At 39.2% G+C, this 24,924-nt stretch carries 25 protein-coding genes and 1 tRNA gene; 12 read left to right on the top strand and 14 right to left on the bottom strand.

The genetic code is table 11. The features are described from left to right. Positions 1–46: 46 nt before the first annotated feature. Together SYN7502_RS12030 and SYN7502_RS12025 are read right to left on the bottom strand one after the other, a co-directional pair. Positions 47–514 carry a GNAT family N-acetyltransferase gene (locus tag SYN7502_RS12030; protein ID WP_015169082.1) on the bottom strand — a complete coding sequence of 156 codons (468 nt, stop codon included), beginning with the start codon at positions 512–514 and terminating at the stop codon, positions 47–49. Positions 515–542: 28 nt separating this feature from the next. Continuing rightward, positions 543–1,847 carry a CO2 hydration protein gene (locus tag SYN7502_RS12025; protein WP_015169081.1) on the bottom strand — a complete coding sequence of 435 codons (1,305 nt, stop codon included), beginning with the start codon at positions 1,845–1,847 and terminating at the stop codon, positions 543–545. Between the two features lie 322 nt (positions 1,848–2,169). Here SYN7502_RS12025 and SYN7502_RS12020 point away from each other — a divergent pair, with 322 nt between their 5' ends. Further along, complete coding sequence (locus SYN7502_RS12020; RefSeq protein WP_051023623.1) at positions 2,170–2,439, top strand: hypothetical protein; 270 nt, start codon at positions 2,170–2,172, stop codon at positions 2,437–2,439. Between the two features lie 76 nt (positions 2,440–2,515). Next, a complete protein-coding gene (locus tag SYN7502_RS12015; protein WP_015169080.1) occupies positions 2,516–2,860 on the top strand; it encodes a hypothetical protein in 345 nt (114 codons plus the stop codon). A gap of 49 nt (positions 2,861–2,909) precedes the next feature. On the opposite strand, the gene SYN7502_RS12010 is transcribed toward SYN7502_RS12015, so the two are convergent. The 9 genes from SYN7502_RS12010 to SYN7502_RS11970 form a co-directional block, all read right to left on the bottom strand. Continuing rightward, positions 2,910–3,944 carry a 5'-nucleotidase gene (locus SYN7502_RS12010; protein WP_015169079.1) on the bottom strand — a complete coding sequence of 345 codons (1,035 nt, stop codon included), beginning with the start codon at positions 3,942–3,944 and terminating at the stop codon, positions 2,910–2,912. Positions 3,945–3,976: 32 nt separating this feature from the next. Then, positions 3,977–5,488: an NADH-quinone oxidoreductase subunit M gene (locus SYN7502_RS12005; RefSeq protein ID WP_015169078.1), complete on the bottom strand. Its 1,512-nt coding sequence runs from the start codon at positions 5,486–5,488 to the stop codon at positions 3,977–3,979. A 68-nt stretch (positions 5,489–5,556) separates the two neighbouring features. After that, positions 5,557–7,380, bottom strand: a complete 1,824-nt coding sequence (locus SYN7502_RS12000; protein ID WP_015169077.1) for an NAD(P)H-quinone oxidoreductase subunit F — start codon at positions 7,378–7,380, stop codon at positions 5,557–5,559. A 262-nt stretch (positions 7,381–7,642) separates the two neighbouring features. Further along, a complete protein-coding gene (locus SYN7502_RS11995; RefSeq protein WP_015169076.1) occupies positions 7,643–8,056 on the bottom strand; it encodes a phosphomannose isomerase type II C-terminal cupin domain in 414 nt (137 codons plus the stop codon). 159 nt (positions 8,057–8,215) lie between these two features. Beyond that, complete coding sequence (larC2, locus tag SYN7502_RS21425; RefSeq protein WP_371257765.1) at positions 8,216–8,608, bottom strand: nickel pincer cofactor biosynthesis protein LarC2; 393 nt, start codon at positions 8,606–8,608, stop codon at positions 8,216–8,218. 41 nt (positions 8,609–8,649) lie between these two features. Continuing rightward, positions 8,650–9,426 (bottom strand): nickel pincer cofactor biosynthesis protein LarC, encoded by a 777-nt coding sequence (gene larC / locus SYN7502_RS21420; RefSeq protein WP_041430150.1) that lies wholly within the window; start codon positions 9,424–9,426, stop codon positions 8,650–8,652. Between the two features lie 72 nt (positions 9,427–9,498). Then, positions 9,499–10,320 carry a sigma-70 family RNA polymerase sigma factor gene (locus SYN7502_RS11980; RefSeq protein WP_015169075.1) on the bottom strand — a complete coding sequence of 274 codons (822 nt, stop codon included), beginning with the start codon at positions 10,318–10,320 and terminating at the stop codon, positions 9,499–9,501. 258 nt (positions 10,321–10,578) lie between these two features. Next, positions 10,579–10,652 (bottom strand) — tRNA-Arg (locus SYN7502_RS11975). A gap of 30 nt (positions 10,653–10,682) precedes the next feature. Continuing rightward, a complete protein-coding gene (locus SYN7502_RS11970) occupies positions 10,683–11,420 on the bottom strand; it encodes a DUF554 domain-containing protein (protein ID WP_015169074.1) in 738 nt (245 codons plus the stop codon). A 439-nt stretch (positions 11,421–11,859) separates the two neighbouring features. Between SYN7502_RS11970 and SYN7502_RS11965 the strand changes: the two genes are divergently transcribed. Continuing rightward, complete coding sequence (locus SYN7502_RS11965; RefSeq protein ID WP_015169073.1) at positions 11,860–13,122, top strand: hypothetical protein; 1,263 nt, start codon at positions 11,860–11,862, stop codon at positions 13,120–13,122. A 304-nt stretch (positions 13,123–13,426) separates the two neighbouring features. Here the strand turns inward: SYN7502_RS11965 and SYN7502_RS11960 are convergent, their stop codons facing one another. Together SYN7502_RS11960 and SYN7502_RS11955 are read right to left on the bottom strand one after the other, a co-directional pair. Beyond that, positions 13,427–14,011, bottom strand: a complete 585-nt coding sequence (locus tag SYN7502_RS11960; RefSeq protein ID WP_371257757.1) for a transposase — start codon at positions 14,009–14,011, stop codon at positions 13,427–13,429. Continuing rightward, on the bottom strand, positions 13,965–14,276 hold the full coding sequence (locus SYN7502_RS11955) for a transposase (RefSeq protein WP_041429164.1): 312 nt from the start codon (positions 14,274–14,276) through the stop codon (positions 13,965–13,967). Before SYN7502_RS11955 ends, SYN7502_RS11960 begins: the two co-directional genes overlap by 47 nt. 277 nt (positions 14,277–14,553) lie before the next feature. On the opposite strand from SYN7502_RS11955, the gene SYN7502_RS11950 reads away from it, so the two are divergent. From SYN7502_RS11950 to SYN7502_RS11940, 3 genes are all read left to right on the top strand, one after another. Continuing rightward, the gene (locus SYN7502_RS11950; protein WP_015169072.1) at positions 14,554–15,561 is read left to right on the top strand and encodes a 2-hydroxyacid dehydrogenase; all 1,008 of its coding nucleotides are present in this window, start codon (positions 14,554–14,556) and stop codon (positions 15,559–15,561) included. Between the two features lie 150 nt (positions 15,562–15,711). Continuing rightward, positions 15,712–16,659, top strand: coding sequence for an NAD-dependent epimerase/dehydratase family protein (locus SYN7502_RS11945; RefSeq protein WP_041429435.1), 948 nt, complete (start codon positions 15,712–15,714; stop codon positions 16,657–16,659). Positions 16,660–16,796: 137 nt separating this feature from the next. Then, a complete protein-coding gene (locus SYN7502_RS11940; protein WP_015169070.1) occupies positions 16,797–17,429 on the top strand; it encodes a carbonic anhydrase in 633 nt (210 codons plus the stop codon). 38 nt (positions 17,430–17,467) lie between these two features. Here SYN7502_RS11940 and SYN7502_RS11935 read toward each other — a convergent pair whose 3' ends face one another. Beyond that, positions 17,468–18,853, bottom strand: a complete 1,386-nt coding sequence (locus SYN7502_RS11935; protein ID WP_015169069.1) for an MFS transporter — start codon at positions 18,851–18,853, stop codon at positions 17,468–17,470. A gap of 166 nt (positions 18,854–19,019) precedes the next feature. On the opposite strand from SYN7502_RS11935, the gene SYN7502_RS11930 reads away from it, so the two are divergent. The 6 genes from SYN7502_RS11930 (at position 19,020) to SYN7502_RS11905 (ending at position 24,890) form a co-directional block, all read left to right on the top strand. After that, positions 19,020–19,358 carry a hypothetical protein gene (locus SYN7502_RS11930; RefSeq protein ID WP_015169068.1) on the top strand — a complete coding sequence of 113 codons (339 nt, stop codon included), beginning with the start codon at positions 19,020–19,022 and terminating at the stop codon, positions 19,356–19,358. A gap of 58 nt (positions 19,359–19,416) precedes the next feature. Next, positions 19,417–20,097: a GIN domain-containing protein gene (locus tag SYN7502_RS11925; RefSeq protein ID WP_015169067.1), complete on the top strand. Its 681-nt coding sequence runs from the start codon at positions 19,417–19,419 to the stop codon at positions 20,095–20,097. Further along, positions 20,094–20,903 (top strand): CPBP family intramembrane glutamic endopeptidase, encoded by an 810-nt coding sequence (locus SYN7502_RS11920; RefSeq protein ID WP_015169066.1) that lies wholly within the window; start codon positions 20,094–20,096, stop codon positions 20,901–20,903. Before SYN7502_RS11925 ends, SYN7502_RS11920 begins: the two co-directional genes overlap by 4 nt. 96 nt (positions 20,904–20,999) lie before the next feature. Beyond that, positions 21,000–21,431, top strand: coding sequence for a hypothetical protein (locus SYN7502_RS11915; RefSeq protein WP_246828912.1), 432 nt, complete (start codon positions 21,000–21,002; stop codon positions 21,429–21,431). A 216-nt stretch (positions 21,432–21,647) separates the two neighbouring features. After that, on the top strand, positions 21,648–22,532 hold the full coding sequence (locus SYN7502_RS11910; protein WP_015169064.1) for a DUF6920 family protein: 885 nt from the start codon (positions 21,648–21,650) through the stop codon (positions 22,530–22,532). Positions 22,533–22,583: 51 nt separating this feature from the next. Beyond that, positions 22,584–24,890: an amylo-alpha-1,6-glucosidase gene (locus SYN7502_RS11905; RefSeq protein WP_015169063.1), complete on the top strand. Its 2,307-nt coding sequence runs from the start codon at positions 22,584–22,586 to the stop codon at positions 24,888–24,890. The last annotated feature ends 34 nt before the right edge of the window (positions 24,891–24,924 follow it).

The raw sequence follows: 24,924 nt of genomic DNA, 5'->3' as shown, positions 1-24,924 counted from the left end.
GTTTCTACCCCCTATTTTGTCTAAAAGAAAAATTAGATGTGCAAATTTAGGCTAGATATCGTCGTGTTTCTAAAATCATATTTACATGTTCTATTCCTGCATCATCATAGGGAACCCCGACACTTGTAAAGCCGAATTCTTGATAAAACCTGACGAGATAAGTCTGGGCTGAAATTTGAATATTCAAATCTGGATATTCTTGCGTACTCTTCTCGATGCAAGCTTTTACTACCCTTCGCCCCGCCCCAATTCCTCTTATTTCTTTAGTGGTAATAACGCGCCCAAAAGAAGGTTCTGAGTATCTAGTATTGGGGAAATTTAATCGTGCGTACGCTATTAGTTGTCTATCATTTCTCCGACCCAACAGATGCCACGACTGTTTATCCAACTCATCGGCATCTAAATATGCACACCTTTGCTCCACAACAAAAACTTTCTGTCGCAAGGAGAGGATTTCGTGCATTTCCTCTCCAGAGATGTCGCTAAATTGTTGCCAATACCAATTAATTTCCATTCATCCTTACTTGATTAGGACTACCAAATTAACGATAATCTTGACTCTGGATATTCCTTATTCTTGCCTCTGGGCGTTTAAATCGATCTAATTGAGCCTCAAAAAATGCCCGATTTGCTGCTAAATGTCTAGGGTTAGGATCGTCTAGGGGATAGAGTAGAGCAGTTCGCAAAGCCTGAATTACAGCAGAAGTGACACAATACATCGATCGCTGAAAACTAATCCCCAACTGAATTAGCATATCATCCTGACCACGGCAATATTTAGAGTAATATTCAACTAAATAGGGGGGCAGAAAATGCAGCATATCTTGCATTAACAACGTGGGTGGAATTCCAGCAGTGCCAACGGGAAAAACATCGGCATAGAGAATACCAAAATGAAAATCCTTCTGCTCATCTGGAACTTGTCCTGCTTGGGCATTATAGGACTTAGTACCTCGAAATGGAGAAGTACGATAAAAAACTGCTTCTACATAGGGTAAAGCTGCTTCGTATAGCCACATAAAGCCCTTTGATTTAGGAATGATCTCATAGACTTCACCTCGAATATGAACATGGTGATAAATAGGACGACCAGCGATCGCAAAAATCCCATTAACAAGAAAATTCATCGCTTCGGGAACGCTAGTAATCTTACCTTCATCGTAAAGGTCACTCATTTCAAAAAATACTGGAGCCATCACTTCCCAAAATAACCCTAGATTAGAGTAATAGGACATTTGACGTACTTGTTCTAAAAACATATCAGGGAAAAGTTGATATAACCCCATCATCACAGGATTGAACTTGAAATATGCCCGAATTGCCTTATCTGCATTTGCCTTATATTCATCACTATCTAAATACGGATCGAATTGTCCGCCCATACCCCGATGCCACAGCATAGCCCGCATACATTCTTCCGCAAATTCCATATTGATGCGATCGTGCCACAGATGATGAAAAATTTTAGGCATCTTCATGGTTTCGCCCTTTTCCATAAATGCTAATAACTCTGGATGGGCAGTTGCTTCACCTCGCCAAATCCGTAAATCGGCATCATCCCCAGCATAGTGATTGTGCAGTTCTAGGTATTCTTGCGGGAGGAAATATTTAAAGAAAGGCAGAGGATCGAGAAATACTTGTTCGGCAATATAAAGCAAATCCCGCCAGTAAAAGTCCATAGGCACAGCATATGCCTTATATAAACCAATTATCTGCATCAGATTCTCTGGAGTATCGGGGAGCATTGCCCCACCTGCTTCTAAGCGGTGAACCACATCAGCAAGTTCATGGGTTGAGGGGGGAAGAGTTGTTTTTTCAGTTATGGGGTCGGTTATGGTAATTGTCATAAAAACTATGGCGATCGCTTATAAAAAGTTATTTTTAATATTTGAGATCAATAATATTAGTAATTAACATAGACTAGAATCAATCTTTTCAATACAGTTCATAGTCTTTAGTCTATTTAATATATTTTTCAGCTAACAATCAAGTAATCAGTAATAAGGTTATTATTTGTTTCTTAGCTGTTTCAGAAATGCTGACATAAAATTCATCCAGATAACTAAGCTTGAAAAATGAAATAAGGTTTTATATGGCACTTAATACGGCAAACCAATAATAACTTGTGTTAGAGTTCGATAGTATAGAAATAATTGAGTTTTAACCTATATGAGACGTAGAAAGTCACTTTCTCCTGTAGAGCGTGGTCGAATTCGTTTATATCTAGAAAAGGCTACTAATTTAGATTCCGAGTTTTACATTCATCGACGTGGTAAGCCTATTATGTCTATTAAGTTTGATCCCTCACAAATTCACTCTCAAGAGGGGAATAAATTAATAGACTATCTCCTAGATGCTGAAAGTTCTGAAAGTAAAATTTATGTTAAAAGACCTAATGAGGGTTTGAAACGGGTTGCTTTTCTAGAAGAAATTAATTAAAGATAGGCTAACAACTTCTCCTTCCAAAACCTTTTGAATAAGCTAAACCTTCTTTAACAATATTCGAGTTAGTAAAATGCCAGAAGATAATAAGCAAATTCCTGAAGATAATGACTTATTAAAGGAATTTGAATCTCCTATTACAGAGAAAGAGGAACGCTCTTTAGCTGACACACTGGATATAAAAAGGGAAGATACTAGATCAAATTTAGCTTGGTGGTTGTATGGGTTACTTGCTGCAAGTTACATCGGAGCATTTGTAATTATGGGATTGGTAATATTTCTACCATTAGACAAAACAGAGGATAGGAAAGAAAGGTACACTTACACAAAAGATATTCTTTCACTCCTAATCACAACTCAAACAGGTTTAATTGGAGCAGTTTTAGGTTTCTATTTTGGAAGTAATCGTAATAAATAATCAGCATTACTTATGAACCACAGAAAGATACGCGTATCTAGTGGAACCTTCATCTGCCCTCAAAAGTACTCAAAATATCTTCGGGTAATGGCTCATCAAAGTCATCAGGTACTACAAATTCGCCATCGCATAAACCAGTTGGTCGAGGAGTTACAGGTTTCTCTTTATTAGCTATTCCAAAGGGTATATGAACCATAGGTATATTTTCCACAGAAGAGTTTAGATGACTAAGTTGATCGTCAAAGAAAATGTGAGGCTTTAGGATATTTAGCACCCTGCTTTTTTCCATGCCTCCTAAGAAAAAAGCTTCATCTGGACTAACACCCATGTTCTTCAAGGTAGTCACAACTCGTTCATGAGCAGGAGCATTTCTTGATGTAACAATGATAATTCTAAGTATTTGTTCATAACTAGAATCATTTTTTAACTTGTGATCTTCCATTTTTTGCATTAAGGAAAGCTTCTTAAAAAGGTCGCCAAGTGGTCCAAGTTTATGGGGTATGTGAGAATTTTCTATTTCGTAGTCTTGAAATCCTTTAAGGTCTGTTTTTGTGAATACTGCTTCAGATTCATCATCTGCAATAACCCCATCAAAATCGAAAGCAACTCTTAGCTGTTTGTCATTTAGATTATCACTAATCTCTGATGCAATCACGAGACCACCTGCGTAACCTGCATTGATAGCTTGATCAATATCATTTTTATTTGCGCTTAAAAATAGAGAGATATTGAATGCAGGAATATACTGATAGGGTGATTTTCCTGATGTAAAAGCAGCTCGAGTTATATCGAGTTTATAATGCCTAATGGAACGGAAAATTCTTAGACCTGTTTCTAGAGAATTCTTAGAAAAAAGAACAACTTCTACAGGCATTATCTCAGGGAAAACATCATTAATATTTAACAGCCTCTTAATAAAAGGAAATGCCACACCTCTCTCTAAAACATTATCAATGTTTCTTTCTTGATATGCTTTATACTCTTCTTCTCCCTTGGTTGAGAATATAAGATCGGACTCGCTAAGAGCAAAGAGTGCACTTGATGCAACTCCTACCACTAACTTTTTCTCTATTGGATATGGCATCTGCTAAATGAATCACTTATGAACATCATAAATCATAAATTATTAACTTTACTAATAGCAATGAGCTGATCGCTTCCTAATCCAGTCTCAACTAAACTCGCAACTAAAGAATTAGTAGTCGGTTCGCTCCATTTCAGAAGCCACGATGGTTGAATGCCCAGAAAGAAGATCAAAGCTACTAAAATCAAAGCAGGAGTATGTTCTGTCCAAGTTACTTTGGGATAATAGGCAGTAGCATTATCAAGTTTTCCAAAGCAGGTACGATTCAGCAGAATCACGAAATATACTGCCGTTAGTCCACTGGCAATAATACAAAGTAGGGTCAGAATCGGAAAAACACTAAAGCTACCTTGGAAAACTAAAAATTCAGCAACAAAGCCAACTAGTCCGGGTATCCCTGCACTTGCCATGCCACCCACAATTAGTAAAGTACTGGTTAAAGGAAGACCACGGATCGGGTTTAGTAATCCATTCAAAGCATCCAAATCTCTGGTGCCGACTTTATCTTCAATTAAGCCTACTAGGTAAAACAAAACTGCCAAGATTAAACCATGACTTACCATTTGTCCCACTGCTCCAACTAGGCTCAACTTGGTTCCCGCCGCAAGAGCAACAAGCACATAACCCATGTGTCCGATGGAACTGTATGCCACCATTCTTTTTATATCCTTTTGGGCGATCGCTGTTAAAGCCCCATACAAAACACTGACTGTCCCAATGATGCCGAGAGTTGGAGAAAGCACTGCCCAAGCATCAGGAAGTAACTGCAAGCAAAAGCGAACTAGACCGTAGGTTCCTAACTTTGCTAATACTCCTCCTAAAAGAATAGCTACTGTTGGTGAAGATTCCACATAAACATCGGGGAGCCAAGTATGCAGAGGTACTAGGGGAGTCTTAATCCCAAATCCGATTAAGAGAACTGTAAGAATAATAATTTGAGTTGGTAAAGGGATAGAAGCGATCGCCTGTAAATTCGCATCATAATCAAAGCTAGCTGAACTACTTAACCATCGCATGGCAAAGAATCCTAGCAAAATTAGAAATCCCGAAATTGCCGTAAAAATCAGAAACTTCATAGCAGCATAGGTTCGCTTTTCGCCTCCCCAAATGGCAATCATTAAATACAGAGGAATTAGCTCCAATTCATAGAAAAGTATAAATAATAAAAGATTTTGAGCTACGAAGGCACCAGCAACAACGCTCGATACTACTAGAATCAAGGCATAGTATAACTGCGATCGCTCAATTTTAGCCTTACTACCATAGATCACAATCCAACTTAAAAAACTATTCAAAGCTAATAAAGGTAAGGAAACTCCGTCTACACCTAGGCGATAACTCAAGCCGATTTCTTGAACCCAAGGTAGATATTCCTCCATTTGCAAACCTGAAACCGTTGGATCAAACTGAAAAAAGAGAGATAAAGTCACTATTAAATTGATAGAAGCGATCACCAAGGCATAGGTACGAGCAGCAGTTAGTTTAGGATAGAGCCCAATGAAAATAGCCCCAAGTAAGGGAAGTAAAATTAGAATACTTAGCATAATTTATTTACAAGTTGTCTATAGAATTTGTATTTAGAAGTTATTGCAGGAATTACTTAAGAAGTTATTTAGAAATTCATCAACAGAATTATGCCAATCCCAATCACTGTCGTTAATAAATAGGCTTGGGCTTTGCCAAAGGTACTATATTTCAGCACCTCACCGCTAAAAATTGCAATCAAACCGAATAAATTACCAAGGGCATCAAAGATATATCGATCAACCCAAAAGGCAATTTGGGAAATGACAGCAACGGTGAATACGATAGTTTGGCGATAAATTTTAGGAGTGTAGAAGTCATTTGCCAGTAAGTCTTGTAAACCTTTCCATGGAAAGCGAATCGGTTTGGGAATAGAGTTACTGAGATAAGTTACTGCCCCGATGCTAAAGCCAAAAATGGTTGACCAGATCAGAAGCAGTGCCACATCTTTATTCAAATTTACCCAAAGAGGTAAGAAATTCAAGGACTGTAAAACTAGGGGTAAGTGCAATACAAAGCCACTTAAAGTTACTAAAGGCAGGATCACAAACTGATTAACTTCAGGCGATCGCTGTGCCATTTCCTTCGCACTACCCCCAAATATCAAACAAAACACCCTACTTAGGCTAAAGGCAGTAAGTCCATTCACAACCAAAATAAATCCCACCAACCACGGATAATCTGTCCATAGACCATTTCCCAGTTTTAAAAATGCCCAAAAGCCTCCTAGGGGTGGAAAAGCAACTAAGCCTGCGGCTCCAATTAGTAGTCCCAATCCTGAAATGGGGCGACGAGACCATAAACCTCCTAACTGGGTAACATTTTGAGTTGTACTATTCAGAATAACTGCTCCCACTGCCATATATAACAAAGCGATCGCTACAGCATAGACCAGAACGAGTAATAAAGCTGCATCAGTTTGACCAGTCCCCACCGCAATAAATACTAAACCCATGTAACTACTAACCGCGTAGGAAAGAGTGCGTTTGACATCGATTTGGGCGATCGCAATTAAAGCTCCTCCTAGACTGGTAATAGCTCCAATAGCGATCAATGCTGACATCGCCGTAGGGGAAAGTGCAAGCACAGGTGCTAATTTAATCAATATCCATGCTCCCGTTGGTACTACTACTGAAGCTCGTAAAATCGTACTGGGAATCGGAGCTTCCATCGCTTCATCTAGCCACAGGTGCAGGGGAAATTGAGCGCACTTACCCATTGGACCTGCTATCAAAGCCAAACTAACCAGAGTAATGAGATTAGGATCAATATTGGTATTCTCTGCCCAAATTACTAACTGATCAAAATCCCAAGTTCCTGCCAAAGGTAGTAATGCCACTACCCCCATCAGCAATACTAAATCACCCACCCGTTTTGTTAAGAAAGCATCTCTGGCTCCGCTTACCACTAGGGACTGATTAAACCAGAACCCAACTAACAAATAGGTACCTAAGGTCAGAATTTCTAAAATAATGTATGCAAAAAATAGAGAGTTGCACAATACCAAAGCACACATTCCTGCCTCAAAGAATGCCAAAAGCGCAAAAAATCTTGCCCAGCCCCAATCCATTTCCATATAACCGATCGCATAAACCTGAGCCAAAAGATTTAAGCCCGTAACCAAAACCATGGCACCAATAGTTAAAGCAGAAATTTCAATGGGACAACTAAGATTCAAATCAGCAACTTGTAGCCACTGCCAAGAAAATTTTAAAGCAGGTTGCTCCAAGCTTTGGAAAAGAGCGATCGCTCCATGCAGAAAGGCAAACAGCGTCGTAATTAAATTTACATATCCCGCAGGACGAGGACCAGTTAATCTAGTCAGTGATGGAAACCAAATTACGGAAGCGATCGCCCCAATTAATGGGTAGCAAGGAATTAACCAAGCACTCTCAAAGAGAATTTGGCTCATAATTTTAAAGTTGTTTACTAAATTTTTTATTGATTGAAATTAATCATATCCATAAAACTTATAGATTAAAATCAATCTTTTTAATGGAGACAATAGTGTTTTATCTATGAAACAATTATTCTGCAAACCTCAATACCAAACTCTTTTTTAATTAGCCAAGCTTGAGGAAATAAACCACTAAAAAACCGCCATGCCTAGTTGCTAGGAGTCACAGAGGTAGTGATGTGGTTGATAGAAAACCAGCTAAATTTTGTTGCTAGAATTAAGATCTAGGCTCAACCCTAGAATAGTCATCATGGAATCTAATAATGTCATCTTCGCCTAGATATTCCCCATTTTGAACTTCAATAATTACTAAAGGAATCACCCCAGGATTTTCTAACCGATGTAAAGTGCATTGAGGCACATAGGTAGATTGATTATGTCCAATAATAATTTCTTGATCCCCACAGGTTACCCTTGCCGTACCTGAAACTACGATCCAATGCTCACTACGGTGATGGTGCATCTGTAAACTTAGGCGATGTCCGGGCTTGACCTCAATTCGCTTAATTTTATAGCCTCGCCCTTCTTCAAGTATAGTAAAAGACCCCCAAGGTCTGGTATCACTAGCATTTGTACTAAGTCCATTGGGCAATGTTTCTTTCACAGATACTAAACTGGTTGCTTGTGCCATAAATCATCCCCTAATTGATTAATTGAGTAGAATAGTTTTAACATAACAGCCCATTAATTTGTTTGCTAAAGCTTGAGCTTCTTAAAACTTGTAGCTTCAAAGATTATAGCTCCTAAAGTCTCAGTGCATATCCTCAGAGCGAATCCATAAACCACAAATTTAGTCTTGTAATATAGATTGGGCTATTTGGAGAACAATTGCCTGCACTTCAGATAAAGGTAATTGGTGTATCTTTGCTAACTGTACACAATCTTCGTATTCAGGTTGGATAGTTTTAAATTTATTCCGATCTGCAATTTTAACCCTCGCTGTTCCTAGCTTGGTCTCGATGCTAAATATCTCTCTAGGGATAATCCTACGTTCTTGTAATCTTCTTCTGATTCCTAAGGTTGTGGTTTCTCGAAATAAAATATCCTCACAAATTTCTAGGCGATCGCAGGGACAAATTACTGTAATTAAAACCGCAGGACGAGATTTTTTCATCCCGATCGCTTGGGTAAACACATCCAAAGCACCATGACTCAGTAATAAATCCATCACGTAGCCAATCACCTGACTGCTTAAGTCATCAACCTGAGTTTCTAAAACCCCAATCAGTTCTGTTTTTTTTTATCTTGATCTGTAGATTCGCCAATCCACAGTCTAAAAATATTGGGTATAGCCAACTCTCTGGTACCAGCACCTAAACCAATTTTGCTAATACTCATAGCTGGAATCGTTCCAAACTGAGCACTCAAACTTACAGCGATCGCTGCCCCAGTGGGTGTAACTAATTCCCGATCAATGCCATTACTAAATACAGGCACTTTGAACATTTCCCATAGTTTTAAAACTGCTGGAACTGGAACTGGTAACTGCCCATGCTCACAGGTAACAAACCCTCCTCCCGTAGGCAGTGCTGAACAGAATACTTGTTCTACTCCTAACCATGCTAATCCTGCACAGGTACAGACAATATCAGCGATCGCATCTAATGCCCCAACCTCATGAAAATGGACTTTTTCGGGTGGAATCCCGTGAACTTTACCCTCGGCGATCGCTAAATTTTGGAATATCTCCAAACTATTTTTTTCGATTAATGGCTCTAGTTGGGCTGATTTAATAATGGTTTCAATTTCAGGTAAATGGCGATGGTGATGTCCGTGGTGGCGAATATCTACATGAACTTTAACTGCTTCCTGTCCGCCCCGATTCACAAGCTCCGACCTTAATTTAACTTCATCGCCAATTCCCAACCGATCAATTATTTCTGTAAAATACTCTAAAGGTACCCCCGCACTGACTAATGCCCCAAGACACATATCACCAGCAATTCCTACGGCACAATCAAAGTATGCGATTTTTTTAGATATAGATGCAGATGGAGACATAAATTTGGCAGATAATACTGTTCTCATCCTACCAACTAATAATCCGTAATGACATCTATGCCTATGTCTTACTTAAGCTGCCTGTTGCAATGCCAAGTTACTCCGTAGAGTAGATAAACCTTTCTTTACCTGTCTGGACACAGTGACGGTACTGATACCTAACAGCTTTGCGACTTCCCGTTGGGTAATATCTTCTAAAAATACATATTCTAAAATTTTACGGGTACGCTGTTCCAGAATGTTTAATGCCTGATATAGAGGGGTAATATCTTCTGCTTGTACTGTTGAGTTTTGTTTAGGGTCTGGCACAAGGTCTGAAAGGGTTACCGACCCTTCTTCTAGGGATAGCATTGGTGCATCAAGACTCAAAAGCGAGCGGTTGCGATTGGCTAACTTAATTTCTTGCCATTCTATCGCAGTTACACCCAAAGCATTAGCAACTTCAGCCTCACTGGGTTCTCGATCTAATTGAAACCGCAGTTCTGAAGCTTTACGCGTAGCTTGATGATATAGCTCTAGGCATCGTCTTGGCACTCTCAGAGTAGAGCATTTATCCCTTAAATAATGTTGAATTTCGCCCCGCACATACCTAGTAGCAAAAGAGCTAAAGGCGTAGCCCTTACTGATTTCAAATCGTTCGATCGCCCCAATTAAACCCATACAACCAACTTGCAATAGGTCTTCATAGCCTTCAGAACTTTGACGCAACCAGTAACCAACTTCTTTTTTCACTAAGCCAATATTTAACTGCACTAGCTGATTACGGAGTCGAGCGCAGGGAGCTAAACGATATGCCTTTAGGATTTCTAGGGTTTGCTGCTTATCTTCGGCAGAAAATTCTCGCACCTTGGCAGCATTTAATTGTTCTGTTTTGAGGGCTGAATAACTTTCCATTGCTGCTACTCCCGATGGCTATCACTAATCTTTTCTTTTAGTCTTGAAATGCGACTAGATTAAAGATAGCGAGGAAAGATACAGGAGTCACCTATCACAGCGTTAGGACTTTGAAATTATAAATTCACACTTAATTTCATTTAGGTTTTATTCAGATTAAAGATGCTGAGCTTACCTCATAGCAAGCATTGCAATGCTTGCCATTTGAGCCATTAATATGTTCAGGGCAGTTATAAAAAACTTTGTTTCAGTTAAGGACGGGCTAGGAGGGATTCGAACCCCCGACACCGTGGTCCGTAGCCACGTGCTCTAGTCCACTGAGCTACAAGCCCTTAAGTGAGAAATTAAGCATAACATAAAAGTTAGCTAAACCAAATGGCGATCGCATAAAAAATCGGAGAAAGAAAAAGCGCAGGTAAAAAAGCCGCTAAATTGATCTTAGTGACCTCCAATAGATTTAGTCCTAGCCCCAATAGTAACAGTCCACCAATCCCAGAAATGAGTAGAACCTGTGGTGCATTGGTAGGATCGGGTAATACTTGGGCGATCGCTCCTGCCAGTAAAGAAATACCACCTTGATAAGCCAAAATTGATAGGGCAGAAAATCCCACACCTACACCAAAACTGGTCGTAAATGGAATCGAAATCATGCCATCCATCACAGCCTTAAGGACTAGCAAAGTATTATCCCCAGTTAACCCATTATTTAAGCTGCCAATAATTGCGATCGGTCCAATGCAAAATAGCAGACTAGCTGCCACAAAGCCGTCGGTGAATTTACCTGTCCCTTTAAATTTTTGTTTTAACCAATCGCCGATGTCTTCCAATCTTTTTTCCAGTTGCCACCACTCGCCCAATATTCCACCTAGAATCATTGCCAGTAATGCCAAAATTGTGCCGTCTAATGATCCCGCTTTAACTCGACTGAGGCTACCTGCCATATTTAAGCTGACAAAGATACAAACTAGGGCGATCGCTTGAGTCATGACTCTTTGAATTCTGGTTGCTAAGCGATCTTGTAATAACAGCCCGCAGATGGTACCGATTAGAATTGTGGAAACGTTAATCCATGTACCGCTTGTGGCAAACCAAAAATCCATGGGCAAGGTCTGGAAGTTTTAAATTGGGGTTAGTTATGATTTGGGGGTTAACGATTAGATGGATAATCTGAGCTAATACCAAATCGAAAAGATTAAGCTATAGATATTGATATAACCTATCCTTTCCTTTATACCACTAACAAATTTAAGTATTTCAGGAGCGTGATTACCCTTGTTATAGTTTTAGATTAGAAATAAGGAAAAGTTGAGCATACTATTTTGACATAATTAAATTGTTGAGGTTTTAATTAAGTCTTAATTATTGATTAATTAAATCTATGGATGTTAATTTATATAGGATAACCATACAAAAATTTTCAGCCTATATCCCCTATAGTCAGATTAGAAAGAAATTTTCCGTCTAATACATAGTTAGCATTCAAACTTCTAAGCTCTAAGTGAAAATGAACCCTATGAAGTTATATTTAGGACTCAAGCAATGACTCAACTTGGTGAAGTTTTCGGAATCGCTGCTTCCGTTCCAAAACACACATATGTAGATCGTGCTGGTTTGGACGGACGATTTACATATCTAGTAAAACAAGATAGGCATATAGTTATTCATGGTGCATCCAAGCAAGGTAAAACGATTTTACGGAAGAAAAACTTACCAGAGAACCAAAGTATTGTTGTTCAATGTGGTGCAAATTCAGGTCGTGATCTCATATATCTAGAAATACTTCGTAAGCTTGGTTCACAAATACCTACTGAAGTCTCTAAAAAATTAACATTAGGGGCTGAACTTCAAGGCAAAGCCTCTAGTCAATTAAATATACCCTTTGTTGGCTCTGCGGAAGTAGAAACGAATGGAAGCGGAAGTGTTGAAAGAGAATTAGGGACATTACTATCACCCATTGGCATCGCTCCAGAAAGTATTGGGTTTATAGCTCAAGAGATAAAACAATCTAATAAAATTGTTGTAATTGAAGATTTTCATTACTTATCAGAACAGGAAAAAATAAACCTAGCTTTTGATCTAAAAGCATTTTGGGATAGCCAAGTTTTTTTTATAATTATTGGTATCTGGGCTGATCAAAACTTATTAACTTACTACAACGGCGATTTAAGCGGAAGAGTAGAAGAAATTGATATTCGCTGGAGCCTTGAGGAGCTAGATCAAGTTCTTCAAAAAGGTTCGAGGGTCTTGAACATTAGTTTTAATCCAGATATTCAGGCGGAAATCATAGATGATGCCAATCAAAATGTTGGTCTCCTGCAACGCGTTGCAGAAAAATACTGTTACGAATCAAAGATATATGAGAGTAGTTTGAAAAAACAATTCCTTAACAATCGAGACCCATTAACAAAAGCCAGAACCAGCATTTGTAGTGAAGAAGCAGTTCGTTATCAGCTATTTGATGATGTTGTGAGCCGAGGACTTCGAGACTCAGGAGAGAGTGAACTCAAAGTTTATCAAAGAATCGTCCGAGTATGTGTAGAAGCAAGCAGTCAGGATTTACGTGATGGAATTAGCCGTGCAGATCTTCTAACACGAGTTCAAGCTTATGAGCCACGAGTTAGACTTTCAGATTTATCCGCTGCATTGAATAAAATTGACAAACTTCAAGCAGTCAGGAGTATTTCGCCACTTATTCTTTCTTATAATCCCAATACACAGAAGATACAATTAGTAGACCGAGAGTTTCTATTTTACCGAAAGTATGCAAATCCATCTTGGTCATGGGAAGAGACGGATGGTTAATCAAGTAAAGGGGCTTTTTGGGGTGTCAAAGTAGCTTCATACTCTCTGTAAGCAAGAGCTAACATTTCACGGCAACGGACTCTTAATCCGCTGGTACATAGTCAAAGTTATAGTAGCTGCCATAGAAATTAGGACAAATAAATCATGTAAGTTTATTACTACCCAATTTTATAGATGTCTTAACTATTCTGTCCCTCACTATATCTGCCGCCGCTGCGTTTTGCCGTTATTTCAATTCGTTTTAAATGCCATACCAATTTTTTAAGATTTGGCTACAGGTACTTCATAGAGTATAGAGCCTGTTTCATATCTCATGAGTAGCAATTCTTTTTAGCATCAAACGAATAAAGCAAAGATTGAGTTTAGCTGTAGCATTAACGAGAGTTCTCTCAAAGTTCTTAACTAAGATTTTGCATCTTTCAACCCAAGCATTTGACCTTTCAATTACCCACCTTGTCGGCACAACTACAAACCCAGACAGACCTTTTTCTGCCTTCTGTTGCTTTGATACCTTAGGAGAAATTTCAAACCTAATCTTAGTCATAATCTCAGGATATATCTTCTCTAGTTCTTGGATCAGTTTCTCGATATGATAACCACTATCCAGCAATATCGTAGTTAGCGTAATGTCATCTGGTTTCGATTTGAAGTAATCAATGTTAATCGTTAACATCTCAATCAGTCCTTGGTCATCTGATACATTTGCTCTTGTTAAATAGGTAAAGAAAGGAAATCCCAGAGTGTCAACGGCTAAATGTCTTTTGATCCCGTTAGTTGCTTTGTAGGAGCAGAAGCCCTTGGATTCTATACTTGCATTACAAGTATTTTTCACTGCTTGTGAGTCAATGATGATTAAAGTTGTCCATTTTGATTTTTTTTGACTGTTCACGGGCTGTTGAATGCAAGGTTTCCATAATCGCAGTAAATGTACCTGTATCTTTCCACTCCTTGTAGTATCGATAGACTGTAGAGAATGGTGGTAAGTCTCGGGGCATATCTCGCCAATTACAACCGTTTTTGAGTTGGTAGAGTATGCCGTCTAAAATTTGTCTTTTTGTCCAAGTTGGCGGTCTAGTTTGCTTTTTCTTTGGGAGCAATGGTTCTATAATTTCCCATTCTTTATCTGTTAGGCTACTTGAGTATGGATTTAGCATTTTCTAAGTATCATACATCTTGCTCATAATAGATATGAAACAGGCTCTATATGACTATCAAATCTTGCAGTAGATCATCTGTAGTTTTGCTTTCTCGATTTAGTATAAGCTGCGGATAATTCAAAATATTCAGAAATTAATACGCAATAGACTTAATTAGAAATAAAATAACTGCGCTATAAGTAGTGTAGAAATAATAAAAATCTTACAATTAAAACACTATCTGTAATGTATTGCAAATATTAACCATAAAGTCTAATAATTTGAGGTTTAATCCATGAAAGTTGCTGTTTTTAGTGCCAAGACCTATGATCGCACATCTTTAGAAACTGTAAATCGTGACTATGGACATGAACTAACTTTTTTTGCCCCTAATCTTGAGCCTGAGACGGCAAAATTAGCTGACGGATTTTTAGGAATTTGTGTATTTGTCAATGACTGCCTAGATGCCAAGACTTTACAAGCGATCGCCGAGGGTGGAACTAAGCTGATTGCACTACGTTGTGCTGGGTTTAATAATGTGGATTTAGGAGCAGCAAAACAACTAGGATTAACCGTAGTGAGGGTTCCCGCCTATTCGCCCTATGCGGTGGCTGAACATACCGTTGGTTTAATTTTGACCTTGAATCGTAAGTTTCATCGTGCCTATGCCAGAGTCCGTGAAGGTAATTTTTCCCTAGACGGATTATTGGGATTTGATTTACACGATCGCACTGTCGGCATTATTGGTACAGGTAAAATTGGGGCAATCACAGCACAGATTCTTAATGGGTTTGGTTGTCATATTTTGGCATACGATAAATTTCCTAATCCTACCTGTGAGGCGATCGCTAACTATGTAAGCCTTTCTGAACTCCTAAATAAATCAGATATTATTTCTTTGCATTGTCCCCTGACCCCTGAAACCCATCATTTAATCAATAAAGAAGCGATCGCCCAGATGAAACCAGGAGTAATGTTAATTAATACCAGTCGAAGGGCATTGATTGATACGAAGGCAGTAACTAAGGGTTTAAAGTCTGGGAAAGTTGGCTACTTAGGTTTAGATGTCTATGAGCAGGAAGCGGATTTATTCTTTGAAGACCTCTCCAATACCGTAATCCAAGATGATGTATTTGAACGGCTGTTAACTTTTCCTAATGTGGTGATTACTGGACATCAGGCTTTCTTTACTGAGGATGCGTTGCGAAATATAGCCCAAACCACCTTAGCTAATATTACCGATTTTGAACTGGGGAAACCCTGCCCTAATATTGTTAATCTGCCCAAAACTGATCAAAATTAATAAATTCCCCAAAGACAAAAAGGTGAAACTATTCTGGCTCAATGTTTCTTGTAGCAGGACAGAATATGTTGTGACTTATGAAATGGCTGTAATATTTTCTTAAGCTAATTATTCAAAACTAATTAATCAAAACAAGCTAATAACCAACGTATGAAGATATTAATCATGGGCGGAACCCGATTCCTAGGAGTAGCTTTAACTAAAACACTCTTGGCACAGGGACATGAAGTGGTGCTATTTAATCGGGGTAACAAGCCTGCCCCTGAAGGCGTACGGGTGATTATTGGCGATCGCACTGATCCGATCCAGATTAAAGAAAAATTATTATATGAACAGTTTGATGCCATTTTTGATAATAACGGGCGTGAACTAACTGATACTAAGCCTCTAGTAGATTTATTTCGCGATCGCATTCGCCATTTTGTCTATATGAGTTCGGCAGGGGTATATTTAGATTCGGAGATTCTACCCTATTTTGAAGGTGATGCCGTTGATCCCAAAAGCCGTCATAAGGGAAAGTTACACACTGAGTCGTACTTAAAGCAGGCTTATGATGAAATTGGTTTTCCTTTTACTTCCATTCGCCCCACTTATATCTATGGACCGGGTAACTATAACGATTTAGAAGCTTGGTTTTTTGATCGGATTGTGCGCGATCGCCCGATTCCAATTCCCGGCAATGGCAAATTTATCACTCAATTAGGGCATGTGGAAGACCTTGTAGCAGCAATGGCAGCAGTTTTAGATAAATCAATTACCTTGGGAGAAATTTATAATATTTCCGATATTCGCTATGTAACGTTTACGGGTTTGGCTCAGGCAACGGCGATCGCGGCGGGGAAATCTCCCGATCAAATTAAAATCGTCTATTACAATCCCAAGGATTTTGATTTTGGCAAAAAGAAGGCATTTCCTCTGCGTAGTCAACATTTCTTTGCAGCCGTTGATAAGGCAATGACGGATTTAGATTGGGAGCCAGAATTTGATTTGGTTGATGGGTTAGTAACCTCCTTTCAGCAGGATTATTTACCAAGCGATCGCCAAAATGCCGATATAGACTTTTCCGTGGATGATCAGATTTTAGCTAGTTTGGGGTAAATCCGTTTGAGTGATCAAAGCTAAATAATTGCTGGATTTTCGATAATTTGTGCCTTAAATGTGCTTTAAATGATGATTTTTATTTAGTGATTGCTTCAGAATGCTATTACAGAACCTGTGAGCTAAATGGAGCATCAATGAACCTCAATAATACCTGCACGCTTCCTGCTACCTATTTCACCGTAGATAACATGGATGCAGAGATGGCACTCCAGCAATTAAAAGAAGGGAATGATCGCTATATTTTTGACCATGTAGAACATCCCCATGAAGGAGCCCAACGAAGAGTTGATGTTTCGATCGCCCAGCATCCATTTGCCGTAGTGCTAGGGTGTGGGGATTCACGCGTGATCCCTGAGATGATATTTGATCAAGGCGTGGGAGATTTATTTGTCTTAAGAATAGCGGGTAATATTGCTGATGATGCAGTGATAGCAAGTATTGAGTTTGCAATTCAGCATCTAGGGGTGCGATTAGTAGTGGTTTTAGGACATGAAAAGTGTGGGGCTGTGACGGCAGCAATCGCCCATGAAGTCGGCAGTAGCAAGATCAATTCACTCTTGAGCTATATCGAACCAGCGATCGGTGTGGCGCAATCTCAGTCGGGAAATCTACTTACAAATGCCATTAAGGTTCATGTTAAACGTATGGTAAATCTGATTGCTAAGTCTGAACCCGTCCTTGCCCATGAATATAGGACAGGTAATCTCAAAGTTCTACCCGCCTATTACAATTTGGCAACGGGGATTGTGGATTTTTTAGATCATTAGGCGATCACAGTAAGAGAATGAAAATAATTGACATAATTTTAATGACTATGTAAATGGTGAATGTCGGTGTAGTGGGCGTGGCGATGGCGAATTTGTAAATGCTCGTGGATATGGGTATGTGGCTCGGTTAGTAATACCCCTTCATGATGATCATGTTGATGATGTTCATCATGGATATGTTCATGATCGTGGGAGAGATATTCGTGTTGATGTTCGTGAGTTTTGGGAGATAGCAATATCTGGACTCCTGTCAAAACAGTAAATCCGATTAAGCTGCCATAAAGGAAAGACATATTACCTTGACTTCCCAGACACCCTGCAATGGGATAGGAAACTGCCCACCATAGATGACTCCAAGCAAAATGTGCGCCATAAACTCGTCCTTGAAAGTTAGAAGGAATCTGATCGGCGATGAGAGTCTGGGTTGGAAGATTTACGAAAACTTGTCCCATGCCTGCGATCGCCCAGAGCAACATTAATGACACTAACCCGACATAATTGGCAGGTAAAATTGCGGAAGTAATCAAAATCGCCCCAAATGGAACGATCGCAGTGTGTTCCCATTTCTTGCCGATTGCTACTACAGTAACCGCCGCTACAGTTGCCCCAATGCCAAACGCAGCCATTACCCAGCCGTATTCTAAACTGCTCAGTTGGAGAGTTCCTTTGATGTAGCCTACGGTATTTACTAAAATTTGCGCTCCTGCGATCGATGCGACCAGTTGTAGGAATAAAGCATACCGAATAAAAGCATTAGCAAATAACCTTATCGTTCCTTCTTTGACATCACCAATAATTTTACTGACAACTCTCGATTCTTCTAAAGGCTCACTTTGCTTTACTCTAAGTTGATTGGGAAGAGTGAAAATCAGAACTGCGGCAATTAAGAAAGAAATTGCATCCAGAAAAAATATCTGTCTTGCTCCAATCCATGTCGATACGCTGCCAGCAATACCAGGTCCTAAAACGCCTAATAGTTGATAGGTTGCGGCAGAGAGAGCGATCGCACTTGCATATTCAGCTTTGCTTGTAACGAGGGGAATCGTGGCTTGATAGGTTGGGGTAAAAAAAGCATTAAAAACATTCAGGGCAAAGACCAGAACATAAATCTGCCAAACTGCGTTCACAAATGGAAGCGTCCCGACAATTAGCATTCGAGCAATGTGAGTTATCACGAGAATTAGTTTGCGATCTAAGCGATCGGCGATCGCACCTGCAATTGGGGAAAGAATTACAAAAGCTGTTACCCGCAAGGTCAAAGCCACAGACAGAACTACAGCACTATCTTTCCCTGCTAGCTCAAAAGCTAGTAAAGCTAAACCTAACCAAGTTAGAGCATCACCAAATAAGCTGATGGTTTGAGCAAAATAGAGTCGGGCAAAGGTAGGTTTTCTTAGGCTTTGAAATAGAGAAAGATTAGCCATTATCTTAAATAATCCGCAAAATGAACAATTTTGGTGTTAGACCGTTACGTTGTATATCGTATTCAATCAATTTATTCAATTCATTCTTTAAATTAAGCAATCGCCTGTCATAGTTAGAACTTTAGATCGAAAAATGGTAAATCGTTAGTAGATATGGATAAGTCTAATGAAAGGGATAACGAAATTAACTCTAATTAAAATTATTCACACTGCGATCTGGATATTTTTTAACTTTGTGATTTTTTATATGCTTTATGCGGCGATCGCTAATAAGCTCAATATCTGGCTCTGGATTGGTTATGGCTTTGTATTTCTAGAAGGGTTAACCCTATTAACTTTCAATCTTCATTGTCCCTTAAATCTGATGGCTCGAAAGTACACTAGCTCCACAAATGCTAACTTCGATATTTATTTGCCAAGTTGGCTAGCCAAGTACACAAAGTTAATCTATACAACTATTTCCGGCATCATTGCGCTCATCACCATCTATCAAATTCTAAATTGAGAAACATCACACTTATGGAAAAATATCAATTTATTATGATTGCGAAAGGAGCAATATAATGAGAAACAAGTTGATATACCGTTCGACTTTGTTTTTAGCTTCTTTAATTATCTCTTTAATTATACTGACAGGCTGCTCTTTTAGCTTATTTGGAACTAGAGGGTCTGGAGTCTTTAAAACTGAATCTAGGGAAATAACTACATTCTCATCTATCTCTTTTAAATCCGTAGGAAAGCTCAATGTAATCCAGGATGGGAAAGAATCTCTTACGATCATGGCTGAAGATAATATTCTGCCAATTTTAGAGAGCCATGTGTCTGATCAAACCTTGTATATTAGCAACGAGGACAAGTCAAGCATAAATCCTACCAAGCCCATTGAATTCGTAGTTGAGGTCAAGAGTTTAGAGAAATTAGAGGTCAATGGAGTCGGTAGTATTAAAGTTAGTAGTATTCAAGGTAAACGTTTATCGGTGTCGCTTGATGGGGTGGGTAGTGTAGCGATCGCAGGAAATGTGGATGTATTAGACCTCGATCTTTCAGGAGTTGGTAGCTTTAATGGTGAAGAGTTAAAAGCAAAGCAAGCTAAAGTTCGCAATAAAGGTGTAGGGAATGCTGTGGTCAATGTGAGTGAGCAATTAGAGGCATCTGTATCAGGAATAGGAGCGATCGAGTATATCGGCTCTCCTCAAGTTAAAGAATCTGTGAAAGGGCTAGGAGGAATTAAGAAAAAAATATGAATAAAAGCAAATTAGAAAACCACTCACCCTTAAAATTCCTTCTATTTGTTTATGGGTTTTCTATCCCTTTATGGATAATTGAGACAAGAATTGACGTTAAAGGACTACCATTAGATATTCCCATAACAGATATATTAGCTGCGTTTACACCATTGATTGCAGCTAGTATTCTCACTTGCAAAGAAGAAGGATATGTTGGTATTAACAAACTATTTAAGAGGATTTTAGATTTTTCAAGAATCACAAAAAAAATATGGTATCTGCCGATTACTTTGCTACCATTTTTCATGTATTTATTGATATACATAGTAATTCACCTCATCAGATTACCACTTGCAATCAATTTTTGTATTCCTTTTCTTTCTATCCCTTTTCTTTTTTGTCTATTTTTTATCGGAGCCGTGGCGGAAGAAACTGGCTACATGGGTTATGCGATCGATCCTATGCAAGAACGGTTTGGTGCTTTATCAGCAAGTATCCTTATGGGTATACCTTGGGCAGTATGGCATTACCCGTCAATAATTCAACAGGGACACAATCTAACTTGGATAGCTTGGGCAACTTTCGGTACAGTCGCTGTCAGAGTTTTGATTGTTTGGATTTACAACAACACAGGTAAAAGTTTATTTGCTTGTATTCTATTTCATACCTTGATGAATGTAGGAAGAATTCTATTTCCAAAGGATGGAATACATAATCCATTGGTTAATTATCCTGATATTCACTACTCAATAATTGCCATTACTGCAGGAATTATTGTCTTTCTATGGGGATCAAAGACATTAACCCGATATAGATATATCTGATTGCACCACAACGTTACTATTAATTAAAAAATGATACTCATCCGAACATGTAGATTCCTAACACTTATGTTAGATTCCTTTAGTCTTAGTTTGTCTATGACCCATTTGCTAGAACTGCCGCAACGAATGCAGTTTGATCAGGAACTTTGGGTTAGAGTCACAGTTTTTGAAAATGTTTATAAGTTGTTTGGCTCAGTTGGCGCAGTTTTTGAAATTACGGCAATTCTAACGGCAATTGTGTTGTTATTTCTTCTTCGCAAATGTGCTTTAAACTTCTACTGGACATTAGGCGGAGCAATTTTCTTGGTGCTGGCATTTGTGAGTTGGATAATGTTTGTTGCGCCAATGAATACTGAATTCGCTAAATGGTTGACGAATCCCATTCCAGTAAATTGGAGACAGTATCGCGATCAATGGGAGTATGCACACGCAATTAACGCCTTGATCAAAATTATTGGACTAAGTTTGCTGGTGATCTCTGTACTTGGAGAAACGCCGAAAAAGAGAGCGATTCATTCTGAACAATAATAAGAGTTGCTATGAACTCAAAAACATAATAGGTATTCTCTCCCATAAAATTTGAATTTAGTTGAATTTTGTATCGTACGCAATCAATTCAATCAACTTATTCTCTAAATCAAGCGATCGTCTGTCATAGTTGCAGTTTTACATAAAAAAATGATATTCATCCAAACATGGCGATTTATATTACTGATACTGGCTGTATTTAGTTTAGGTTTATCTATGCACTATTTACTGAAGTTACCACTAATTATCATTATTAGCCTTCTGATTCTAGCTTTATTGGTGATTGCAATTATGTATGGTAGCGATCGCTGGCAGTCTGAGACTGATAAATTACGAGTCAAATTAACCAATGGACAAACAAATAGACAAATATCAATTCAGCCTATAACCTATGATTCTCAGGAAATTCTAGACTTGCCAGAGCCTGTGCAGCGATATTTTAAGAATGTCCTTCAAGATGGACAAGCGATTGTTACCGAGGTTGAGTTCTCTCAGCATGGACAGTTCCACATGAATGAAACAGAAGATAAATGGCATAAGTTCACTGCTACGCAACTTGTGGCTACCCAAAGGCTAGGTTTTGATTGGGATGCAAAAATTGAGATGATTCCATTCGTAAATGTATTTGTTCATGATACCTATCTGTTAGGAGAAGGAAATTTACAAGCCTCAATAGTTGGTCTTTTCACGGTTGCCAAAATGCACAATACGACCGAATTAAATCAAGGCGAATTATTACGCTTCCTTGCCGAAACGGTTTGGTATCCAACATCATTGCTACCCAGTCAGGGGGTGATCTGGGAAGCGATCGATCAGCATTCTAGCCGTGCCACTTTGACCGATGGGGAAACCACTGCCTCGGTTGTATTTCAGTTTGATGCTGAGGGATTAATTACCAGTATGCGTGCCGATGCTCGTTGTTATCGGGTAGTTAGTGGAAAATCGGTGTTTATGCCTTGGGTCGGTAATTTTAGAGAATATGCAGTTCACAATGGCATGCGGATTCCCTTAGCAGGTGAAGTGGGTTGGGAGCATCCCGAAGGTGTTCAACTCTACTTTAAAGGAAAAATCTCCAAGATTAGCTATGAATTTGCATCGTAATCACAGAAATAAATTTTAGTGAATCTTATTAAATAATCACAATCAAATAATATGCCCGACCTAACTCAACCAGTCATAGCTCAATCCAATGAATCCAACACAATTGAAATTAATGGCAGAACATTCATTCCTGTTGATAAAACGCTGGTTACCCCTTGGAACTGTCTAATTGGGGAACATCCGATTTCCACTCTGACTTTGAAAGATGACGATTTATTCTTGATTACAGATACGTTAGGCAATATCTCTGACCTAAGCTGTCGCATTGGCGGTATTGAAGACAGCATGGGATTATTCTGTCGAGACACCAGATTTCTCAGTCGGTTGGAGTTGCAAATTGATGGGCGATCGCCAATTTCCTTTAGTAGTTCTGCTCACAAAGGGTTTTCGATGTCAGTTTTATGTTCAAATCCAGAGATTAACAATCCCAATATCAATCTGGGTTCCGATGAAAATCTCGGTCAGATTAAAGCAGAAACCATTGGCATCCACAGAGAAATTGTGATTAAAGGTGGCTTATTTGAGGAGATTCAAGTAACTAACTACAATACCAATCCCGTTGTTTTTGCCTTTAGTTTGAGTTTTGATGCTGATTTTCTGGATTTATTTGAAGTTAAAGGAGCGAAGCGGGAAAAAAGAGGAATATTACTCAACTATCTCCCCAATCAAGAGCAATTACTAACGCAAGTATTATCTAAGGAAATTGTCCTTGCCTACGAAGGATTAGATGGGGTACTAATGGAATCTCGCATTCAATTTAACTCCCACCAGCCTGATGAAATTCATGGATATACAGCAGTTTGGCGATTAAACCTAGGGGCGCGGGAATCCATAACGTTAGGATACCGCATTCACTTATTTACCAATAACCATCCCACCTCTGTGGTCAGCGTTCCACAAACCTTCCTACAGGCAAAAGCAGAAGAGTTATTGGAAGAGAAAATCTGGACAGAGCAAATTACTAAAATTCAAACAGATAACAAATCCCTGAATCAAGTAATTGATCGGGCAGTACTGGATATTTATTTATTAAGACAAACCTCAGAAAAGCATAATTTTCTCTCGGCGGGAGTGCCGTGGTTTTCGACTTTATTTGGCAGAGATTCGATCATTGCTGCTTCCCAAACCTTGGTTTTAGACCCAGCGATCGCCCGCGAAACTCTTTCTATTCTGGCTCACTTTCAGGGCAAAGAAGATAATGAATGGCGAGATGAACAACGGGGTAAAATTCTCCATGAAATTCGGCTGGGTGAAATGGCACGCTGTCATGAAGTTCCCCATACCCCTTATTACGGCACAGTTGATGCCACTCCACTCTGGTTGATGCTCTATGCTGAGTATTATGCGTGGACGGCTGACGATACAATCTTAGATAGCCTATGGGCAAATGCAATCTCGGCTATGGCATGGATCGATCGCAACTGCCAAGAAACTGGTTATCTTAGTTACTATCGTCATTCCAAGAGGGGATTACTTAACCAAGGTTGGAAAGACTCTGAGAATTGTATTATCAATCGCAAGGGGGAAATAGCTGAGGGAGCGATCGCTCTGTGTGAAGTCCAAGGATATGTGTATGCTGCCAAGATTAGGATGAGTGAGTTAGCAGAAAGAAAGCAGTTATTTGAGTTAGCAGAACTATGGCGATCTCAGGCAAAGGATTTAAAATTACGCTTCAATCAGGATTTTTGGGTGACCGATCAAGACTATTGTGCTTTAGCATTAGACGGTGAAGGCAAACCTGTAGATAGCATTACTTCTAATCCCGGTCATTGCTTGAATTTAGGCATATTTGAGCATGAAAAGGCACTGAAGGTAGCAGCCCGCTTAAACGCTCCCGATATGTTCAATGGTTGGGGGATTCGCACCCTAAGTAGTCTTTCGCCCGCCTATAACCCGATGGGATACCATATTGGCTCCGTTTGGCCCCACGATAATAGTTTAATTGCCCTAGGAATGCGATCGCATAGCTTAGTGAAGCAGTCATTACGCATAGCTCAGGGACTGATCGATATGACCATAGGACAGCCCTATCAGCGACCACCAGAGTTATTTTGTGGCTATGAACATGATGGTTTTAGTTCACCCGTGCAGTATCCTGTCGCCTGTTCTCCTCAAGCTTGGGCAACTGGGACGATCTTCCAATTAATTTCGATCATGGTAAATCTAGTACCTAATGCTCCGGGTAATCAACTCCGCATCATTGATCCAACTTTACTAAACTCCATTAATCGCCTATCGATTCAAAATTTACGCATCGGACAGACACTTTTAGACCTTGAATTTGAACGTTCTGGGGATACCACTGCCTGTCGTGTGAATAAAAAGCGGGGCAGTATTCGGGTGATTATTGAAGCATAGCTATACTGGATTTATTTCCTGATTTATTTCTAAA

It is taken from the genome of Synechococcus sp. PCC 7502, assembly GCF_000317085.1.
In the GTDB taxonomy this organism is placed as follows: Bacteria; Cyanobacteriota; Cyanobacteriia; order Pseudanabaenales; family Pseudanabaenaceae; genus PCC-7502.
Note: the sequence above shows the minus strand (reverse complement) of the source record. Positions and strands in the feature narration are given on the sequence as shown.

Coding starts and splice junctions, on each gene's coding strand:
- larC (WP_041430150.1), bottom strand. CDS start 9,426: ATGTCTCCATCTGCATCTATATCTAAAAAAATCGCATACTTTGATTGT.
- SYN7502_RS12025 (WP_015169081.1), bottom strand. CDS start 1,847: ATGACAATTACCATAACCGACCCCATAACTGAAAAAACAACTCTTCCC.
- SYN7502_RS11970 (WP_015169074.1), bottom strand. CDS start 11,420: ATGGATTTTTGGTTTGCCACAAGCGGTACATGGATTAACGTTTCCACA.
- SYN7502_RS12020 (WP_051023623.1), top strand. CDS start 2,170: ATGAGACGTAGAAAGTCACTTTCTCCTGTAGAGCGTGGTCGAATTCGT.
- SYN7502_RS11905 (WP_015169063.1), top strand. CDS start 22,584: ATGCCCGACCTAACTCAACCAGTCATAGCTCAATCCAATGAATCCAAC.
- SYN7502_RS11965 (WP_015169073.1), top strand. CDS start 11,860: ATGACTCAACTTGGTGAAGTTTTCGGAATCGCTGCTTCCGTTCCAAAA.
- SYN7502_RS11920 (WP_015169066.1), top strand. CDS start 20,094: ATGAATAAAAGCAAATTAGAAAACCACTCACCCTTAAAATTCCTTCTA.
- SYN7502_RS12030 (WP_015169082.1), bottom strand. CDS start 514: ATGGAAATTAATTGGTATTGGCAACAATTTAGCGACATCTCTGGAGAG.
- SYN7502_RS11940 (WP_015169070.1), top strand. CDS start 16,797: ATGAACCTCAATAATACCTGCACGCTTCCTGCTACCTATTTCACCGTA.
- SYN7502_RS12005 (WP_015169078.1), bottom strand. CDS start 5,488: ATGCTAAGTATTCTAATTTTACTTCCCTTACTTGGGGCTATTTTCATT.
- SYN7502_RS11915 (WP_246828912.1), top strand. CDS start 21,000: ATGACCCATTTGCTAGAACTGCCGCAACGAATGCAGTTTGATCAGGAA.
- SYN7502_RS11925 (WP_015169067.1), top strand. CDS start 19,417: ATGAGAAACAAGTTGATATACCGTTCGACTTTGTTTTTAGCTTCTTTA.
- SYN7502_RS11935 (WP_015169069.1), bottom strand. CDS start 18,853: ATGGCTAATCTTTCTCTATTTCAAAGCCTAAGAAAACCTACCTTTGCC.
- SYN7502_RS12010 (WP_015169079.1), bottom strand. CDS start 3,944: ATGCCATATCCAATAGAGAAAAAGTTAGTGGTAGGAGTTGCATCAAGT.
- SYN7502_RS11930 (WP_015169068.1), top strand. CDS start 19,020: ATGAAAGGGATAACGAAATTAACTCTAATTAAAATTATTCACACTGCG.
- SYN7502_RS11950 (WP_015169072.1), top strand. CDS start 14,554: ATGAAAGTTGCTGTTTTTAGTGCCAAGACCTATGATCGCACATCTTTA.
- SYN7502_RS12015 (WP_015169080.1), top strand. CDS start 2,516: ATGCCAGAAGATAATAAGCAAATTCCTGAAGATAATGACTTATTAAAG.
- SYN7502_RS12000 (WP_015169077.1), bottom strand. CDS start 7,380: ATGAGCCAAATTCTCTTTGAGAGTGCTTGGTTAATTCCTTGCTACCCA.
- SYN7502_RS11980 (WP_015169075.1), bottom strand. CDS start 10,320: ATGGAAAGTTATTCAGCCCTCAAAACAGAACAATTAAATGCTGCCAAG.
- SYN7502_RS11955 (WP_041429164.1), bottom strand. CDS start 14,276: ATGCTAAATCCATACTCAAGTAGCCTAACAGATAAAGAATGGGAAATT.
- SYN7502_RS11945 (WP_041429435.1), top strand. CDS start 15,712: ATGAAGATATTAATCATGGGCGGAACCCGATTCCTAGGAGTAGCTTTA.
- SYN7502_RS11910 (WP_015169064.1), top strand. CDS start 21,648: ATGCACTATTTACTGAAGTTACCACTAATTATCATTATTAGCCTTCTG.
- SYN7502_RS11995 (WP_015169076.1), bottom strand. CDS start 8,056: ATGGCACAAGCAACCAGTTTAGTATCTGTGAAAGAAACATTGCCCAAT.